At 75.4% G+C, this 17,321-nt stretch carries 13 protein-coding genes; 9 read left to right on the top strand and 4 right to left on the bottom strand.

Going from position 1 to position 17,321, the window contains the following annotated elements:
* Positions 1 to 9: 9 nt before the first annotated feature.
* From Q0840_RS13955 to Q0840_RS13930, 6 genes are all read left to right on the top strand, one after another.
* Entirely contained in the window at positions 10 to 882 is an 873-nt protein-coding gene (locus Q0840_RS13955; protein ID WP_298460363.1) for a ComF family protein, read from the top strand.
* Positions 883 to 1,038: 156 nt separating this feature from the next.
* A complete protein-coding gene (raiA, locus tag Q0840_RS13950) occupies positions 1,039 to 1,695 on the top strand; it encodes a ribosome hibernation-promoting factor, HPF/YfiA family (RefSeq protein ID WP_298460361.1) in 657 nt (218 codons plus the stop codon).
* Positions 1,696 to 1,805: 110 nt separating this feature from the next.
* Positions 1,806 to 3,146: a winged helix-turn-helix domain-containing protein gene (locus Q0840_RS13945; protein WP_298460359.1), complete on the top strand. Its 1,341-nt coding sequence runs from the start codon at positions 1,806 to 1,808 to the stop codon at positions 3,144 to 3,146.
* Between the two features lie 118 nt (positions 3,147 to 3,264).
* Positions 3,265 to 6,123 (top strand): preprotein translocase subunit SecA, encoded by a 2,859-nt coding sequence (secA, locus tag Q0840_RS13940; protein WP_298460357.1) that lies wholly within the window; start codon positions 3,265 to 3,267, stop codon positions 6,121 to 6,123.
* 393 nt (positions 6,124 to 6,516) lie between these two features.
* On the top strand, positions 6,517 to 8,796 hold the full coding sequence (locus Q0840_RS13935) for a fibronectin type III domain-containing protein (RefSeq protein ID WP_298460355.1): 2,280 nt from the start codon (positions 6,517 to 6,519) through the stop codon (positions 8,794 to 8,796).
* Positions 8,797 to 9,094: 298 nt separating this feature from the next.
* Positions 9,095 to 11,527, top strand: coding sequence for a chitobiase/beta-hexosaminidase C-terminal domain-containing protein (locus tag Q0840_RS13930; protein WP_298460353.1), 2,433 nt, complete (start codon positions 9,095 to 9,097; stop codon positions 11,525 to 11,527).
* Between the two features lie 69 nt (positions 11,528 to 11,596).
* On the opposite strand, the gene Q0840_RS13925 is transcribed toward Q0840_RS13930, so the two are convergent.
* From Q0840_RS13925 to Q0840_RS13915, 3 genes are all read right to left on the bottom strand, one after another.
* Positions 11,597 to 12,055 (bottom strand): hypothetical protein, encoded by a 459-nt coding sequence (locus Q0840_RS13925; RefSeq protein WP_298460351.1) that lies wholly within the window; start codon positions 12,053 to 12,055, stop codon positions 11,597 to 11,599.
* A gap of 63 nt (positions 12,056 to 12,118) precedes the next feature.
* The gene (locus Q0840_RS13920) at positions 12,119 to 12,826 is read right to left on the bottom strand and encodes an Rv3235 family protein (RefSeq protein WP_298460349.1); all 708 of its coding nucleotides are present in this window, start codon (positions 12,824 to 12,826) and stop codon (positions 12,119 to 12,121) included.
* A complete protein-coding gene (locus tag Q0840_RS13915) occupies positions 12,823 to 13,998 on the bottom strand; it encodes a LysM domain-containing protein (protein WP_298460348.1) in 1,176 nt (391 codons plus the stop codon). The genes Q0840_RS13920 and Q0840_RS13915 overlap by 4 nt, the downstream gene beginning before the upstream one ends.
* A gap of 161 nt (positions 13,999 to 14,159) precedes the next feature.
* On the opposite strand from Q0840_RS13915, the gene Q0840_RS13910 reads away from it, so the two are divergent.
* Positions 14,160 to 14,696, top strand: coding sequence for a hypothetical protein (locus Q0840_RS13910; RefSeq protein WP_298460346.1), 537 nt, complete (start codon positions 14,160 to 14,162; stop codon positions 14,694 to 14,696).
* 90 nt (positions 14,697 to 14,786) lie between these two features.
* On the opposite strand, the gene Q0840_RS13905 is transcribed toward Q0840_RS13910, so the two are convergent.
* The gene (locus Q0840_RS13905; RefSeq protein ID WP_298460344.1) at positions 14,787 to 15,077 is read right to left on the bottom strand and encodes a helix-turn-helix domain-containing protein; all 291 of its coding nucleotides are present in this window, start codon (positions 15,075 to 15,077) and stop codon (positions 14,787 to 14,789) included.
* 169 nt (positions 15,078 to 15,246) lie between these two features.
* Here Q0840_RS13905 and Q0840_RS13900 point away from each other — a divergent pair, with 169 nt between their 5' ends.
* Both Q0840_RS13900 and Q0840_RS13895 read left to right on the top strand, forming a co-directional pair.
* Positions 15,247 to 15,906, top strand: a complete 660-nt coding sequence (locus Q0840_RS13900; RefSeq protein WP_298460342.1) for a hypothetical protein — start codon at positions 15,247 to 15,249, stop codon at positions 15,904 to 15,906.
* Positions 15,903 to 17,306, top strand: coding sequence for a hypothetical protein (locus Q0840_RS13895; protein ID WP_298460340.1), 1,404 nt, complete (start codon positions 15,903 to 15,905; stop codon positions 17,304 to 17,306). The genes Q0840_RS13900 and Q0840_RS13895 overlap by 4 nt, the downstream gene beginning before the upstream one ends.
* Positions 17,307 to 17,321: the final 15 nt, after the last annotated feature.

The following is a 17,321-nucleotide window of genomic DNA, read 5'->3' as shown; positions in this document are numbered from 1 at the left end:
GCAGGCGGGATGACCGTGCCGCCGGCGCCGCCCCGCCCGCCGCCCGAGGGGCCGCTCGCCGGCCCGTCCCCGGCGCGCGCCGACGCAGCGGGCGGGCCCGCAGGCGCGCTGGCCCGGGCCGCCCGCGACCTCGCCCGCCTCGTCGTGCCGCTGGAGTGCGCCGGCTGCGGGCAGGTCGACGTCGCCCTGTGCACCCCGTGCCTGGCGCGCCTGACCGGACCGGTGTGGCGCTGCGAGGCCGCCGCCCCACGGCTGGACCGGGTCGGGCGGGCGCCGCTGCCGGTCTGGACGCTCGCGCCGTACACCGGGGAGGTCCGCGAGCTGGTGGTGGCGTGGAAGGACCGCGGTCGGGTGGACCTGACCCCGGTGCTCACCGCGGCGCTGGCCGGTGCGGGCGGCCAGGTCGCGGCCGTGCTGCGGGCCGCCGGCTTGCCGGGCGCCGCCGGGTCGCTGCAGGTGGTCCCGGCACCGTCCTCCGCCGTCGCGCGACGACGGCGCGGTGCCGACCTGGTCGGGGCGCTGGCCGTCGGCGTCGCCCGCGGATGCACCGAGGCGGGGCTGCCCGCCCGGGCGGCCGCCGTGCTCGTCCAGCGGCGCGGTGCGCACGACCAGGTGGGCCTGACCGCGCGGGCGCGGCGCACCAACCTGCGCGGCCGGGTCCGGTGGCGACGCGGCGTCCCGCTGCCGCCCCCCGGCCACCCCGTGCTGCTGGTCGACGACGTGCTCACCACCGGGGCGACCCTCGCGACCTGCGACGACGCCGTCCGGGCGGCCGGTGCGCGGGTCGTCGCGGCGATCACGCTCGCGGCCACACCGCCGCCCGGCCACGGTCGCGTGGAGGACGTCCGGCGCCAGGGTTACGGTGGGGCCAACGCCGGGTGACGGGCGTCGGTCGAGCCGTGCTCGGCACGGCCACGTCGGCCGTCCCGCACCCGCGGCAGGGGAGGAGGTGGTGCCGTCCGACCGCCCTACGGGGTGAGTCAGCGCACGTCCACCGGGCGGGTGAGGCCCGCCCTTCGAACGATCCCGGAGGTCCCCATGGACATTGTCGTCGTCGGTCGGCACGCCGAGCTGCCCGAGAAGTTCCGCCGTCACGTGGAGGAGAAGCTCGCCAAGGTCGAGCAGCTCGCGCCCCAGGCGCAGCGCATCGACGTCGAGGTGACCCACGAGAACAACCCGCGGCTGGCCGGAATCCGGGAGCGCGTGGAGCTGACGGTCGTGGACAGCGGGCCCGTGGTGCGGGCGGAGGCCATGGCCGACGACCGATACGCCGCCCTGGACGTCGCCACCGGCAGGCTGCTGGAGCGGCTGCGGCGCAACAGGGACCGGCGCAAGGACCACCGCAACCACACCCTGGTGCCTCCCGTCGACGTCCGGCCGCCGGCGCCCGCCGAGCCGGAGTCCCCGACGCCGGCACCAGCCCCCGGCGAGGCGGTCGAGCACGTGCTCGGCGACTCGCCCGTCGTCATCCGGGAGAAGACCCACGAGGCCCACCCGATGACCGTGGACGACGCCCTGTACGAGATGGAGCTCGTCGGCCACGACTTCTACCTGTTCATCGACGCGGAGACCGCCCAGCCGTCCGTCGCCTACCGGCGCCACGGCTGGTCGTACGGCGTGATCAAGCTCGACACGCCCGTCCTGCGCTCGACGCCCGCGGCGTCCGCCGACGGGGTGGCGCGAGCCGCGCGCTGACCGCGGACCGACCGCGCGCCGAGCGCCGCCGACCCGTGGGCTGACCGCAGCCCGGACGCGCCGGCGCCACCGTGGCGGGGCGGGGAGGGGCGGGGCGGGAGGATGGGCGCATGCCCGCCTCCCGCCCCGCCGACGTCCTGACCCTCGGCGCGGCGCGCCGGGTCGCCCTCGCGGCACAGGGCCTGGACCGGGTCCGGCCGGCCCCCGGCACCCGGATCACGATGCGCCACCTCGAGGCCGTGATCGGCCGGCTCGGCCTGCTGCAGATCGACTCGGTCAACGTGCTGGCCCGGGCGCACCTGGTGCCGTTGTACTCCCGGCTCGGTCCCTACGACGTCGGCCTGCTCGACCGGGCGGCCGGCAGCCCGCCGCGCCGGCTCGTGGAGTACTGGGCGCACGTCGCCTCCTACGTCCCGCCGACCACCTACCGGCTGCTCGAGTGGCGCCAGCAGCAGTACACGACCGAGGCGTGGGGGGCGATCAGCGGGGTCGCGCTGAGCCACTCCGACGTGGTCACCGAGGTCCGTGCGGTCATCCGGGACCGCGGGCCGATGACGGCCAGCGAGGTGCACGAGCTGTACGCCGTCGAGCACCCGCGCACCCGGACGCAGTGGGGCTGGAACTGGACGGTGGCCAAGCGGGCCCTGGAGTTCCTGTTCTTCACCGGCGAGGTCACCTCCGCCCGGCGCAACGCGGCCTTCGAGCGGCTGTACGACCTCACCGAGCGGGTCCTGCCGGCCGAGGTGCTCGCCGCGCCGCCGGTGGCGCAGGACGACGCGGTGCGGGCGCTGGTCGAGATCTCGGCGCGGGCGCACGGCGTCGCGACGCTGCGGTGCCTGGCCGACTACTTCCGGCTCCGCCAGGCGCCCACCCGGCAGGCCGTCGACGAGCTCGTGGAGGACGGCGTGCTGGTGCCGGTCACGGTGCGTGGCTGGGACCGCCCGGCGTACCTGCACGCGCAGGCGCGCCGGCCGCGCACGGCGACGGCGAGCGCACTGCTCAACCCGTTCGACCCGCTGGTGTTCGAACGGCGCCGCCTCGAGGAGCTGTTCGGCATGCGGTACCGCATCGAGATCTACGTCCCGGCCGCGCAGCGGCAGCACGGGTACTACGTGCTGCCGTTCCTGCTGGGCGAGCGGCTCGCGGCCCGGGTGGACCTCAAGGCCGACCGGTCCGCCCGCGTGCTGCGGGTGCTGGCCGCGTTCGCCGAGCCCGGCGCGCCGGCGGCGACCGCCGTGGCGCTCGCCGCCGAGCTGCGGGAGATGGCGCGCTGGCTGGCCCTGGACGACGTCGTCGTCGCCGGGCCGTGGCGCGGGGACCTCGCGCACGGCGTCGACCGCGCGCTGCGCGCGCCGTCGACCGGCGTGGCTTCGGTGGCCGGTGCAGCTGCGCCGGCCGGCGCGCACGCCGACCGGGGGACGGGGGCAGAGGGCGGGCGAGGGCTCGCCTAGACTGGACCGGTCTGTCGACGCGAGGTGGCACGAGCCGGTGCACCGCGCCTCGTGCCAGCACTGTTCGGGTCCGTCCGGCCGCCCGGTCGCGGACAGGAGAAGACCATGGGAGTCACGCGTGCCTGCGATCCTCGAGAAGGTCCTGCGCTTCGGTGAGGGGCGGATCGTCAAGAAGCTGTCCGGCCTGGCTGCGCAGGTCGGTGCCCTGGAGGACGACTTCACGGCGCTGTCGGACACCGAGCTCCGCGAGGAGACCGACCGCTTCAAGGCGCGCCTGGCCGACGGCGAGACGCTGGACGACCTGCTGCCCGAGGCCTTCGCCGCCGTGCGCGAGGCCGCCAGGCGGACCCTGGGGCAGCGCCACTTCGACGTCCAGCTCATGGGCGGCGCCGCGCTCCACCTGGGCAACATCGCCGAGATGAAGACCGGTGAGGGCAAGACGCTGGTCGCGACCGCGCCGGCCTACCTCAACGCGCTGACCGGCAAGGGCGTCCACGTCGTGACGGTCAACGACTACCTCGCCAGCTACCAGGCCGAGCTGATGGGGCGCGTCTACCGCTTCCTCGGCCTGACCAGCGGCGTCATCCTGTCGGGTCAGACCCCGGCGCAGCGGCGCGAGCAGTACGCGTGCGACATCACCTACGGCACGAACAACGAGTTCGGCTTCGACTACCTGCGCGACAACATGGCCTGGTCCACCGACGAGCTGGTCCAGCGCGGTCACCACTTCGCGATCGTCGACGAGGTCGACTCGATCCTCATCGACGAGGCGCGCACCCCGCTGATCATCTCCGGGCCCGCGTCCGGCGACGCGAACCGCTGGTACTCGGAGTTCGCCAAGGTGGCCCGGCGTCTGCAGGTCGACCGCGACTACGAGGTCGACGAGAAGAAGCGCACCGTCGGGGTGCTGGAGGCCGGCATCGAGCGGGTCGAGGACTACCTCGGCATCGACAACCTCTACGAGTCGCTCAACACCCCGCTCATCGGCTTCCTCAACAACGCCATCAAGGCCAAGGAGCTGTTCAAGCGCGACAAGGACTACGTCGTGATGAACGGCGAGGTGCTCATCGTCGATGAGCACACCGGCCGCATCCTGGCCGGCCGCCGCTACAACGAGGGCATGCACCAGGCCATCGAGGCCAAGGAGGGCGTGGCGATCAAGGCCGAGAACCAGACGCTCGCCACCATCACGCTGCAGAACTACTTCCGCCTGTACTCCAAGCTCTCCGGGATGACCGGGACGGCCGAGACCGAGGCCGCCGAGTTCAACGGCACCTACAAGCTCGGCGTGGTGCCGATCCCGACGAACCGCCCGATGCAGCGCATCGACCAGGGCGACCTGGTGTACAAGGCGGAGGACGGCAAGTTCGACGCCGTCGTCGCCGACATCGTCGAGCGTCACGCCGCCGGTCAGCCCGTGCTGGTCGGCACCACCAGCGTGGAGAAGAGCGAGCTGCTCTCCGCCAAGCTCAAGAAGCAGGGCGTGCCGCACGAGGTGCTCAACGCCAAGCAGCACGCGCGCGAGGCGTCGATCGTCGCCCAGGCCGGCCGCAAGGGCGCGGTCACCGTCGCGACCAACATGGCCGGCCGCGGGACCGACATCATGCTCGGCGGCAACGCGGAGTTCATGGCGATCGCCGACCTGGCCGCCCGGGGCCTCAACCCGGCCGAGACGCCGGAGGAGTACGAGGCGGCGTGGCCGTCGGCGCTGGAGAAGGCGCACGACGCCGTCAAGGCCGAGCACGAGGAGGTCGTCGAGCTCGGCGGGCTGTACGTGCTGGGCACCGAGCGGCACGAGTCCCGCCGCATCGACAACCAGCTGCGTGGACGGTCCGGCCGCCAGGGCGACCCGGGCGAGTCCCGCTTCTACCTGTCCCTGCAGGACGACCTGATGCGGCTGTTCAACTCCCAGATGGCCGAGTCCCTGATGACCCGCGCCGGGTTCCCCGACGACCTGCCGCTGGAGTCCAAGATCGTCACGCGGGGGATCGCCAGCGCGCAGTCGCAGGTGGAGTCGCGCAACTTCGAGATCCGCAAGAACGTCCTGAAGTACGACGACGTCCTGTCCCGGCAGCGGTCGGTCATCTACGCCGAGCGCCGTCGCGTGCTCGAGGGCGAGGACATGGCCGAGCAGGTCCAGCACTTCATGTCCGACGTCATCACGGCGTACGTCACCGCGGCCACCGCCGAGGGCTCGCCGGAGATGTGGGACCTCGAGGCGCTGTGGACCGCACTCCGCGCCGTCTACCCGGTCTCCATCACGGTGGAGGAGGTCGTCGAGGACGCCGGTGGCCCGACCCGCGTGACCAGCGACCGGCTGCTCGCCGAGCTGCTGAGCGACGCCCGGCACGCCTACGCCGACCGTGAGGAGCAGATCGGGTCGCCGAACATGCGCCAGCTCGAGCGTCGGGTCGTGCTCAGCGTGCTCGACCGCAAGTGGCGCGAGCACCTGTACGAGATGGACTACCTCAAGGAGGGCATCGGCCTGCGGGCGATGGCGCAGCGCGACCCGCTGGTGGAGTACCAGCGCGAGGGCTTCCAGCTGTTCGGCGCGATGACCGAGGCGATCAAGGAGGAGTCCATCGGGTTCCTGTTCAACCTCGAGGTCAAGGTCGCCGAGCCGACGACGGGTCCGACGGTCACCGCCGCCTCCGCGGCGCAGGCCGCCGCGGCCGCGGCCGGGCGTTTTCGCGCCGCGCCCGGTCCCGACGCCGACGCCGAGGCCGACGCGGAGGGCGACGGCGTCGAGCCCGAGGGTGACGCGGTCCCGGCTCCCACGGGCACCCTGATCGCCAAGGGGCTGGACGGCCCCGACCGGCGCACGCCGCTGCAGTACACGGCGCCCAGCGTGGACGGTGACGCCCAGGTGCGCACCGTGACGTCGCGCGACGGCTCCGCCGCGGCGTCCGACGGCGACGGCGCGGGCAACCGCGAGGACCGCCGCAAGGCGGAGCGTCAGGCGCGCAAGCGCGCCTGAGCGCACCACCCGCGCACGCACCGCAGGCCCGGCGAGCTCTCGCCGGGCCTGCGGTGCGTCCGGGGCATCCCCGGAGCGCGGGACATGTCGCTCCGCCGGTCCGCGGCGCCCCGGGTCCGGCCATTCACGCGCCGTTGACGGGCGCGCCGGATCGTCCGGTGATGAAGGGGACGCTCCGGCGTCCGTCCGCACCCGTGGCAAGGACGCCGGCACCGGGGCCGAGGACGCTCCGCTCCCTTCGGACCACGTCGGCACCATCAACGGGAGAGAGCCATGAGCTCGACGCACGTCAGCGGAGGCGAGTCACGTCCTGTGGCTCGTGGGTCCGCCACCGAGGGCCGGGCGACCGGTCCATCGCGCTCCAGGTCGCGCAGCACCCTCGTCGGCGGGCTGGTGCTCGGGCTCACCGGCGCAGCACTGGCCGGCCTGCCCGCCGCCGCGATCAACAGCACCCCGCCGTCCGGACCGGGCAACATCGAGGTGTTCCCGCAGCGCGACATGATCGCGGTGGAGGGGTACGCCGAGCAAGCGGGCAAGAAGGCCACCATCACGGTGCTGCGTGGCGGCCAGGCCGTCGGCAGCGCGGCCGGCACCCTCGACGCCTCGGGGTTCCTCGAGGTCAACCACCCCGGGGGCGTGTGCTGGGGTACCGGCACCACCCTCCAGGTCACCCCCGACCTACGGGCCGGGGACGAGATCCGGGTGGACTTCGCCGACGGCACGTGGGACGGATCGACGGTCGTCGACGTCGAGGCGACCGGCGTGGTCCTCGACGAGGTCAACCACACGCTGACCATCAACGGCCGTTACGGACCCGGGGTCGACATGCCCGGCGCCGACCTGGTCGCCGACCCGGGCAGGTTCGGCATCGAGATCGTCAACCCGGACATGCGCAACGGCAGCGCGATCGGGGAGCGAGCGATCGGCTGGCCGACCGACGCGGCCCCCACCGGGCACACCGTCGAGGGCACCGTCACGGGCAGCGACGAGGCCGGAGGCACGTTCTCGGTGCGGTACGGGTTCCAGAACGGCGATGACCTGGCGCTGGCGAACGCCGGCGCCGTCACCGCGCTCGGCTGGCTCGCCGAGCCGGACCCGGCGCTGGGTGTGGAGGCCCAGTTCGGCCTGACCCTCAACGAGTTCTACGAGCACGGCGGCCCGGGCATGGGGGGCTGCCCGGCCGGCCCGGAGCAGACCCGGACCAACGGACCCGCCACCTACAGCGCCCGGGGTGCCGGCGACGGCAGCATCCGCGCCGACTGGCAGGCTGCGGCGCCGATCCCGGGGGCACCGCCGGTGACCGGCTACACCGTCCGGGCCGTGACCCTCGACGGCGTCGACGAGGTCGGCAAGCGACTGCCCGCCGACGCGCGCTCGGCGACCATCTCCGGTCTCGCGGCCGGTGACGTCTACTCGGTGGAGATCACCGCGAGGAGCGACGCGGGCGAGGGTGCTCCGTCCGTCATCTCGCGCGTGCGGGCGCAGACGCATGTGGTCCCCACCGCGACGGCGACCACGCTGCGCCGACCCAACGCGGACGGCAAGTACGCGCCGCTCGTGACGAACGCCAACGGCGACTTCGGCGTGCACCTCGACCCGGCCCCCGGCGTCATGGGCGCGGAGATCCACTACACGACCGACGGTTCGGCGCCCAGCCTGACCAGCCGGACGTTCACCCCGGGTGACCCGTCCCTGCAGATCACCCAGGACACCACCCTGCGGTGGATCGTCGTCGACAGCGGCAAGGTCGTCGGCCCCCAGGGTTCCCAGTTCTTCGACATCGTCGAAGCCGCCCATGCGGCGCCGGAGATCACCTCGGTGGTGGTCCCGGACGTCAGCGGCGCGCTCGACGTGGTGATCGGGCGACTCGCGGACCCCAGCGTGGTCAGCTACCGCGTCCAGGCCTACACCGGCGACAGCGCCGACGTCGCCACGGGCGTGCGCGTCGGGACCCCGTACGTGGTGGCGCAGCCGACCGACGCGGCCGTCGCCGAGGTCGTCCGGCGGGTTCCCGGACTCACCAACGGCAGCGGCTACCGGTTCTCGGTGGCCGCCCGGTACGGGACCGCGTGGAGCGCCGAGTCGGCACTCAGCGGCGTCGCGACCCCCGCCCCGGCGTCGTCGGCGAACGCCGGTGCCGACCAGACCGTGCTGCGCGGCCGGACCGTCACGCTCGACGGCACCGCGTCGAGCAAGGCGATCTCCTACCAGTGGGTCCAGGTCCGGCCGGCTGCGGTCGCCCCGGCCACCTACCGCGACCCGGTCGTCACCATCACGGGCGCCGACACCGCCAAGCCGACCGTCCGGTTCCCGACCAAGACCTCGGCCGCCAGCGACGACGGCACCTACGAGTTCCGGGTGGTGACGACCCACCAGGCAGCCGACGGAAGCACCTTCACCCGCGGCGACAACGTCGTCATCAAGGAGCAGCGTGACGCGGTCGCGGCCACCCGGACCCGGTGGCGGGCCGGTGACACCCTGGTCGGCACCGGGACGCAGTCGGGGGCTCGGCTGAGCTTCCACAGCGGCTCGCACACCGGACCGGTCGTGGCGACCGCGACCGTGGCCAACGGCCAGTGGACCGTCCCGGGCACCAACGCCCAGCCCACCGGCGGCAAGTTCTACGTCTGGTCCGACTACGGCTACGTCGGGGAGATCACCGTGACCCCGTAGCGGGTGGATCGACGCCGAGCACCAGCACGGCGCGGAAGGGCCCGACGCGATCCTCGCGTCGGGCCCTTCCCGTCGCGTCGCCCGCGCGGTGGACGTCGGGGCACGGACCCGTGCGCACCGGCCGTCGGCGTGTTGACGGTGTGTTGACGCCCCCTGCGCACGCTCGTCCACATCACGGCGTGACCGGAGCGAGGAGGTCGGGCACGGCAGGCAACACGCTGCGGGCTCGACCCACGCCCGAGGGGCACACCGAGGCGCAGCAGGCACATCCGTCAGCGGCAGGTCGGCAAGGAGAACCATGAGCAGAGAGCAGCACCAGGACGGACGTCGCCGGCCCGGCTCGTCCACGACGGGCGGTCGGGTCGGGGACGGGCGCGACGCCCGACGGGGCCGGACCGTCGTGATCGGCGGCATCGCCCTCGGCATGAGCGCGGCCGGCCTGGCCGGGCTGCCGGCGCAGGCCATCAACAGCAACCCGCCGACCGGACCCGGCAACATCGAGGTCTTCCCCAAGCGAGACATGGTCGCGATCGAGGGGTACACGGAGTTCGCAGGCACGAAGGCCCAGATCCAGGTGCTGCGCAACGGCACCGTGGTGGGCAGCGCCGTGGGCACCGTCGACGGGACCGGGTTCCTCGAGGTCAACCACCCCGGCGGTGTCTGCTGGGGCGCCGGCACCGATCTCAAGGTCACGCCCGACATCGTCGGCGACGACGAGATCCGGGTCGACTTCCTCAGCAGCAGCGCGGGTGCGTGGGACGGCTTGATCGCCCAGGACGTCGAGATCACCGACGTCTCGCGGGTCGACGCCGCCAACGAGCTGATCATCACCGGGACCTTCGGCCCGGACGTCGACATGCCGACCGGCGACCTCGTCGCCGATCCCGGTCGGTTCGGGGTCGAGATCGTCAACCCGGACCTGCGGGGCGGCACCAGCGCCGTGGGCGAGCGCGCGATCGGCTGGCCGGGCGAGGCCGGCGAGGTCACCACCGGCTACACCGTCACCGGCGCCATCACCGCCGGCGCCGACGGCGTCGGTGGCGAGTTTCAGGTCCGCTTCACCTTCGACCAGGCCAGCGACCTCGACCTCGCCGAGGCCGGCGAGGTCGTCGGGCTGGCGTGGCAGGCCGACGCGCCCGTCGAGCTCGGCGTCGAGGCCCAGTACGGCATGACGCTGTACGAGTACCACGAGGCGTCCGGACCCGGCATGGGCGGCTGCCCGGCCGGCCCGCAGGAGCAGCGTCCGAACGCGCCGACCGTCTACACGGGCAAGGGTGCGGGCGACGGGCGGATCGAGGTGACGTGGGACGAGGGGACGACCCTGCCTGGCGCTCCGGCGATCACCGGCTACGAGGTGGTCGCCGTCCGCGCCGTCGGCTCGGGGATGGACGCCGGCGGGATCGTGCGGACCCACGCCGACGGCCGCGGCGCCACGGTCGAGGGCCTATCCGCAGGCAAGATCTACTCGGTCGAGATCGCGTCGCGCAGCGGATCCGGCGTAAGCGCGCCGTCGACGATGCGCATCCGCGCGGCGGATCACATCGCGCCGACCGCGAGCGCCACCACGGTGCGGGTCCCCAACGCCCAGGGCAAGTACCTGCCCCTGGTGACGAACATCAACGGCGACTTCGGCGTCCACCTCGACCCGGTGCCCGGACTGCTCGACGCCGAGGTCCACTACACGGTGAACGGGTCCGTGCCGACCCTGACCAGCCCCACGTTCGTCCCGGGGGAGTCCCCGTCCCTGCAGATCACGCAGGACACGACCGTCCGGTGGATCGTCGTCGACGGCGGGAACATCGTCAGCGAGCCGGAGTCGGCGTTCTTCGACATCGTCGAGGCCACGAACCCCGCGCCCGACGGCGTCACGGCCGCGCCCACCGCCGCGAGCGGGGTGATCGACGTCACCTTCAACCGGTTGGCCGACGCCACGGTCGCCGCCTACCGGGTCCAGACCTACGACGAGACGGGCACCGTCCGCGTCGGGACGCCGGTCAGCATCGCCCAGCCCGCCGACGGCGAGACCGTCACCCGGCGGGTGACCGGTCTGACCAACGGCCGGAACTACACGTTCACCGTGGCGGCGCGCTACGGGACGAGCTGGAGCGTGGAGTCGGCCCACAGCGCTCCGGTCGCTCCGCAGGCCGCTGCGAAGGCGGACGCCGGCCCGGACCAGACGATCCTGCGTGGGCGTCAGTTCGTGCTCGACGGCGGGATGTCACCCCGGGCGGTCACCTACCAGTGGACCCAGCTCCGCCCTGCCGCGACGGCCAACGGCGGGCTGCCGCAGGACCCGCAGCTCGACCTCAACCCCGACCTGCGGGGGACGCAGTCCACCACCGGCGCGAGCGAGAACTCGACGCTCACCCTGCGGGCGCCGCTGATGACCGGACCCGTCTCCGATCACAACCTGCAGTTCCGGCTCACGACGACCCACGAGGACGGCACGGTCAAGAACGACGTGGTCCAGATCGTGCTGCAGGCCGACACGGTCGTCGTGGAGGACAACCGGTGGCGGGTCGGTGACGAGATCGGTGGCACGGGCTCGCAGGAGAACGCGACGCTGACGATCCTCAACGGCTCGGCGACGGGCCCGCAGATCGGCCAGGCCATCGTCTCCTCCGCGCCTGGCGAGTGGCAGTACCCGGGCGGCACGCCGGCCGCGATCGGCGGCACGCTGTACATCTGGTCCGACTACGGGTTCTCAGCGCCGGTCACCGTCACCAACTGACCCGTGGCACCGTGGCGAGGGGGCCGGTCGCGACCAGCGGCCGGCCCCCTCGGCGCGCGTCCGCGGCGGCTACGGGGTGCGCACCGACTCGACCTGCAGGGGCGTGCCCTGCTGGCACGTGGTGGCCAGCCCGTCGGCGATCGTCCCCTCGACGGTGACCTGCGTCCCTGTCGGCAGGTCCTCGGGTGCGCCGAGCAGCAGGTACGGCGTGCGGTCCGAGATCAGGATCAGGCACCCGCTCTCCACGCCCTCGGTCACCGTGCCGGTGAGCGTGACAGTGTTCGAGGCGTCGGGTGTCACGGGCGCGGGGATGCCGGGCGATCGGGTCGGACCACGTGTGGGGGCGCCCTGGCCGGTCACCGTCGGCCCCGGGGAGGGCGAGGCGGACCCGCCCGGCGAGGCTGACGTCCCCGTGACGGGGACGCCGCGGTCGCCCCCGGGTCCGGCGCCGCAACCGGCGACGGCCGAGGCGGCCAGCAGCACGACCAGCACGGCGCGCGGGCCGCGTCGTCCGTCGACGGCTCCCATCGGTCCACGGTAGTCCGGCCCGACCGGGACCGGGCAGGCGTCCCGGGCGCCCCGGATGCGGGGTCATCCGATCTCCAGGGCGGTGGCGCGCCACCGGCCCCGGTGCGCCTCGAGCCGGACGGCGACCGCCCGCACCCGCGCGCCGTCGTCCACCACCACGGTCGCCTCGGCGGCGCGCGCCCCGATCCGGCAGACGCGGATGCGCCGGATCCCGGCTCGGCCCGTGGTGGTCGGTGCGCCCGCGTGCAGCACGAGCTCGGCACGCAGTGCCAGCTCCTCGTACACCTCCGGTGACACCCACCGCACGAGCTGCACCAGTGGCCGGGCGCCACGCAGGCCCTCGACCGCGGCCTGCACCATCGCGCAGCACAGCTGGGTCGGGTCGGGCAGGGGCGCGTCGGGCGACACACCGGGGCCCGTCGTCGGCGTGCCGTCCCGCGGCGTGTCGACCGGGAGGCGGTGACGTGCCCGGGCCTCGGGGGATCCCAGCACGGGTGGCGGTCCGGGCACCGGTGCTCGAGCGGGCAGTGGATCGGCGGGCGGCTCGGTGCGCGGAGCCAGCCGCGCCCGGGGCGTGGTCCCGCGCTCCGGCGTCTGCGGCGTCTGCGGCGTCTGCGGCGGCTCGGGGGGTCGGGCTGCGTCGGCGGCCGGCACCGGGGCGCCGTGCCCGGCGAGGTGCAGCGCCAGCCGGTGACCGACGGCGCCGCGGCGCCACGGAATCGAGGCGTCGTCACCGGGGGCCGGCATCGGCGCCGGGGCGGCCGCGCTCACGAGCGCGCTCCGGTGGTCGCGCTCGTGCCGGTCACGTCCGGGGGCGGCCTCAGCACCTGCCCGGGCACGATCAGCCCGGGGTCGGTGCCGATGGTGGCGGCGTTGGCGGCGTACCAGGCCGGCCACGCCGCGGCCACGTCGGCGACGGTCGCGCCGGCCGGCAGGTGCTCGGCCGCGATGCCCCACAGCGTGTCACCCGACAGGACCGTCACCGAGCCGGGTGGCGCCGGCGCCTCGGTGACGGGGTGCGGCGTCGGCGATCCGGGCGTGGTCACGGACGTGGGCGCGACGCCGGTGGACGGGCCGGGGGACGCCTGCGCGGCCGACGGCTGCTCGCCGGTCCGGAGCGCGGCGGGCGCTGCCGCGCGCTCGCCTGCCGGGGGAGGCGTCAGCAGCGGGGACGAGACCACTGCCGGAGGCGCGGCGGTGGGGGCGTCGGGTGCGCTCACCGGCGCCGCGACCGCTGCCGCGGGCGCGGCGGTGGGGATGTCCGGTGCGCTCACCGGTGGCGCCCCGGGGGCGGCGGGCTCGGTGCGGCCGCCGGGTCCGGCGGGCTCCCCGACGCCGGGTCCGGCGGTGCCCGGTCCGGCGGCGCCGTCCGTCCCGGCTGCCACCGCGGACGGCGCGGTGGCGGGTGCCGACGCGGCGGGGGTCGCCGACGGCTCGGCCCGCACCTCCGCCGTCACGGTCGGCGACCAGCCCAGGTCCGTCGGCGGCGCAGGCGTGCCGGCGACCGCGGGCAGGCCGGCCGTCGCCAGCGCCACCCCGGTGCCCGCGGTGAGCGCCAGGGCTCGACGCACGACGGCCGGTGCGGTCCGCGCCACGAACCGCTCACCGGCCGCCCACCGCCGCCCCGCCGAGCGCACGGCGGCGCAGGTGGCTGCCGCGGCGACGCTCACGACGACCCACAGCCCCACGACGACGCCGGTCGCCAGCGCAGCGACCTCCACGAGGTCCTCGACCCGGGCGGTGCGCAGCGCCGCCTCGGCTCGCGGTGCGGTCGGGCCGAGCCATGCCGGCAGCACCGCGGCCAGGCGTGCCACGAGCGCCGCGGTCACGGCGACCGACGCGGCGGCGGTGACGGTCAGCCGGGCCCAGCCGCCGCGGCCGACCGGGTCGCCCGGTCGGACGGAAGGCGTCGCCGGCAGCGGGGCTCTGACGTCGGTGTCCATGGCGCGCTCCGTATCGTTTGGTGCAATTTGATCGCGTTTGAGGTGCCAGGTGTACGCCTCGGGCGCCGGGGTGTCCAGAGGTGGGTGGAGCGCTGGGGATCAGCGGGCCGCGCGCCGGACCCCGCGCCCGGCCGGCCGCCGGCGCCCGTACGGTGGGGGGCATGCGGTGGGAAGCGCTGTTCGCCGATCTCGAGGCGCAGCTGGCCGCGGCGGAGGCCGCGGAGGTCACGGCGCAGGTCGCCGAGGTGACCCGCGCCGAGCGGGCGACCGTCACGCTGGGCGGGCGGCTCCGGGCGGCGCGCGGCGGTGCCGTCACGGTCCGCCTCCGAGGCGGTGAGCTCGTCACCGGCACGGTGCTGGACGTCGCCGGGCAGTGGGTGCTGACGGGGGACGGTCCACGACGCGCGCTCGTCCCGCTCGCGGCGGTCGACGCGGTCAGGGGGCTGGCGCCGGCCAGCCACCCCGACGAGGGCGTCGTCAGCCGGCGGCTGGGCCTGGGGCACGCGCTGCGGGCGCTCGCCCGGGACCGGGCCGCAGTACGGATCAGCACCGACGGCGGCCAGGTGACCGGCCGCATCGACGGCGTCGGGGCCGACCACCTCGACCTGACCGTCGCCGACGACCCGTCGCAGGCCAGGACCCGTGGCGCGGTGTGGTCGGTGCCGTTCGTGGCCGTGCGTGTGGTCCGCTCCGGCTGACGGGCGCCGCGGTCCGACTCCGACGGCCCGGCGCCCGACGTCCGCCGACGTGGCGGCCCGCCCGGCCCGCCCGGTCCGCGCCGCGCGCCGCTACGGAGCGGTGCCCTCCTGCACGGTGGACCCGGCTCCCCGGCCGGCATCCGGGCGCGCAGTCGCACCACCCGGGACGCCCTCGCCGCCGTCCGCCTCGAGCCGGGCGCGGGTCTGCTCGTACATCCGCGCGATGTACGACTCGAGCTCGGACGACTCGATCCGCCACTGCAACCGCCCACCGATCTGGATGGCCGGGAGATCGCCCGACCTCACCAGCGCATAGGCCTGCGCGGTGGAGATGTTGAGGATCTCCGTCACGTCGGCGAGCGTCAGGAACCGCGGTGGCATGCCGGGAGTCTCCCACCTCCGCCACGCCGCTCGCGCCGGCGTGCACAGGGGCCGGCAGGGTCGCCCGCGCGGGGGACCTGCGCGAGCCGGTCCACAGGTGCAGCCACGGATCTCCACGGCCCGGTGCATGATGAGCGCACCCGTACCCGGCGTCGAGGGGGACCGTCGCATGGACTCGTCGGAAGGCCCCGCGAGCCCGCTCGGCGCACGCCTGCGGCGGCCGGGCTGGCGGGATCCCAAGCTGCTCGTCGGGGTGCTGATGATCGCCGCCGCGGTCGTCCTCGGCGCCTGGGCGGTCTCCGCGGCCGAGGCCAGCACGCCGGTGTACGTCGCGAGCCAGGAGCTCACGCCGGGTGAGCAGCTCGACGACGACCACGTGGCCGTGGCGCGGGTCCGGCTGGGCGCCGCCGAGGCCGACCGCTACCTGCCCGCCACCGACCCGCTGCCCCCCGACGTCGTCGCGGTCCGCGCGGTGGGGGACGGCGAGCTGCTTCCACGGGCCGCGGTGGCAGCCACCACGGACCTGCACGTGCGGCCGGTCGCCGTGCCGGTCACCGAGGCGCCGTCCGCCGGCGTCGCCGAGGGCGCCCTGGTGGACGTGTGGGTGACACCCGAGGCGGACGACGGCGAGCCGTCGGCGCCGCGGCTGCTGGCCGAGCGGCTCACCGTGGCCGAGGTCGCCCGGCCGACCGGCAGCTTCGCGGTGGGGGCCGAGACGGTCGTCCACGTGCTCGTCCCCACCGACACGCTGCCCGACGTGCTCGGTGCGCTCGCCGACCGGCAGTCGGTCCAGGTGGTGCTCGTCCCGGGAACGGCCACGGCTCCGTGACGGTCCCCGTCCTGAGCGCCCTGCGCGGGGTGCGGGAGTCGTCCGTCGTCACCGCGCTGGAGGGGGCCGGCGGCCGCATCTCCGTGACGCGCCGGTGCGCCGACCTCGCCGAGCTGCTGGGTGCCGCCGCCGCGGGCCTGGGGCGGGTCGCGCTCGTCCCGGACGACCTGCCGCTCCTGGACCGCGAGGCGGTCGTCCTGCTGCGTGAGTCCGGGGTGCGCGTCGTGGCGCTCGTCGACGGCGGTCCGCGGGCGACCGAGCGCATGCTCGCCCTGGGCGCCGAGGTCGTGGTCGACGCCGGCGCCCCGGTCGCCGACGTCGTCGCCACCGTGCTGTCGCTCGCGGACCCCGGCCCCGGCCCCGGCACCGCCGGCGTCCGCGCCGTCGGCGTCGCCGGTGCCCTCCCGGACCCGGCCGGCGCGCCGGCGGCGTCCGACGCCGGCTCCGGCGACGTCCCCGTCGGGGACAGCACCGTCGGGGACGGCGCGGCTCCGGACGGCGGAGCCGAGGGGCCGCCGGTCCCGCCGGGGCGGACGGTCGCCGTCTGGGGGCCGACCGGCGCCCCGGGACGGACCACCGTGGCGGTGAACCTGGCCGCCGAGCTCGCGGCGCTGCCCGCGCCGGGCGTGGCCGGCGGCGCGCCGGGTGCGCTGCTGGTCGACGCGGACACCTACGGCGGAACGGTGGCGCAGGTGGTCGGGCTCCTCGATGAAGCGCCCGGCATCGCAGCGGCGGCGCGCGCCGCGGGGCAGGGCGTCCTGGACGTCACCGCGCTGGCGCGCCTGACCCCCGTCGTGGAACCGGGGCTGCGGGTGCTCACCGGCATCTCGCGTGCCGACCGGTGGCCCGAGCTGCCGGCGTCGTCGTTGGACCTGGTGTGGGAGACGGCCCGCGGCCTCGCCCAGTGGGTCGTGGTGGACTGCGGCTTCTGCCTGGAGCAGGACGAGGTGCTCAGCTACGACACCCACGCGCCGCGCCGCAACGCCGCGACCCTCTCAGCGCTCGCGGCCGCCGACGTCGTCGTGGTGGTGGGCGGCGGGGACGCGGTCGGCATGCAGCGTCTCGTGCGCGGTCTGAGCGAGCTGGCCGACTCGGGCGTCGCCGCCCTGGCCCGCCGTGTGGTGGTCGTCAACCGGGTGCGGGCGTCGGCCGCGGGCCGCCGTCCCGAGCACGCGGTGCGCGACGCGCTGGCCCGGTACGCGGGCGTGGACGACCCCCACCTGGTGCCCGACGACGGGCCGGCGGTCGACGCCGCACTGCTGCGGGGCGCGACGCTGCGCGAGGCGTCGCCCCGGTCGCCCGCCCAGGCGTCGATCGCCGCGCTCGCGGCGCGGGTGGCCGGCGTGCAGGCCCACCCACCCCGGGCCCGGCGCGCCCTCCGGTCGACGGTCCGCGGCTGAGGGGCACACTGGTCA

The sequence above is a fragment of the uncultured Cellulomonas sp. genome (assembly GCF_947494015.1).
In the GTDB taxonomy this organism is placed as follows: domain Bacteria; phylum Actinomycetota; class Actinomycetes; order Actinomycetales; family Cellulomonadaceae; genus Pengzhenrongella.
Note: the sequence above shows the minus strand (reverse complement) of the source record. Positions and strands in the feature narration are given on the sequence as shown.